This is a genomic window from Variovorax sp. 10N432, assembly GCF_056394465.1.
The window spans coordinates 1-554 of the sequence record NZ_JBFTHX010000146.1; the positions used below are offsets into that span (position 1 = coordinate 1).

The following is a 554-nucleotide window of genomic DNA, read 5'->3' on the forward strand; positions in this document are numbered from 1 at the left end:
GGACGGCACCGGTGTCGATATTGCCAACGTCAAGATGAGCATGAACCCCTTCGACGAGATCGCCGTCGAAGAAGCCGTGCGCCTGAAGGAGAAGGGCGCCGCCACCGAGATCATCGCGGTCTCGTGCGGCGACGCGAAGTGCCAGGAGACGCTGCGCACCGCGATGGCCATCGGTGCCGACCGCGGCATCCTGGTCGAGACCACCGAAGAGCTGCAGCCGCTGGCCGTGGCCAAGCTGCTCAAGGCGCTGGTCGACAAGGAGCAGCCCGGGCTGATCATCCTGGGCAAGCAGGCGATCGACGACGACGCCAACCAGACCGGCCAGATGCTGGCGGCGCTGGCCGATCTGCCGCAGGCGACCTTCGCCTCGAAGGTCGAAGTGGCGGGCGACAAGGTCAACGTGACGCGTGAAGTCGACGGCGGCCTGGAGACCATTTCTCTTTCCGTGCCCGCGGTCATCACCACCGACCTGCGCCTGAACGAGCCGCGCTACGTGACCTTGCCCAACATCATGAAGGCCAAGAAGAAGCAGCTGGACACGTTCAAGCCGGAAG

The 554-nt window shown here is 65.2% G+C and carries 1 protein-coding gene; it reads left to right on the forward strand.

Annotated elements, in window-relative coordinates; genetic code table 11:
* On the forward strand, positions 1-554 hold a 554-nt coding region (locus AC1DF3_RS37075), incomplete at both ends, for an electron transfer flavoprotein subunit beta/FixA family protein (RefSeq protein ID WP_478142825.1).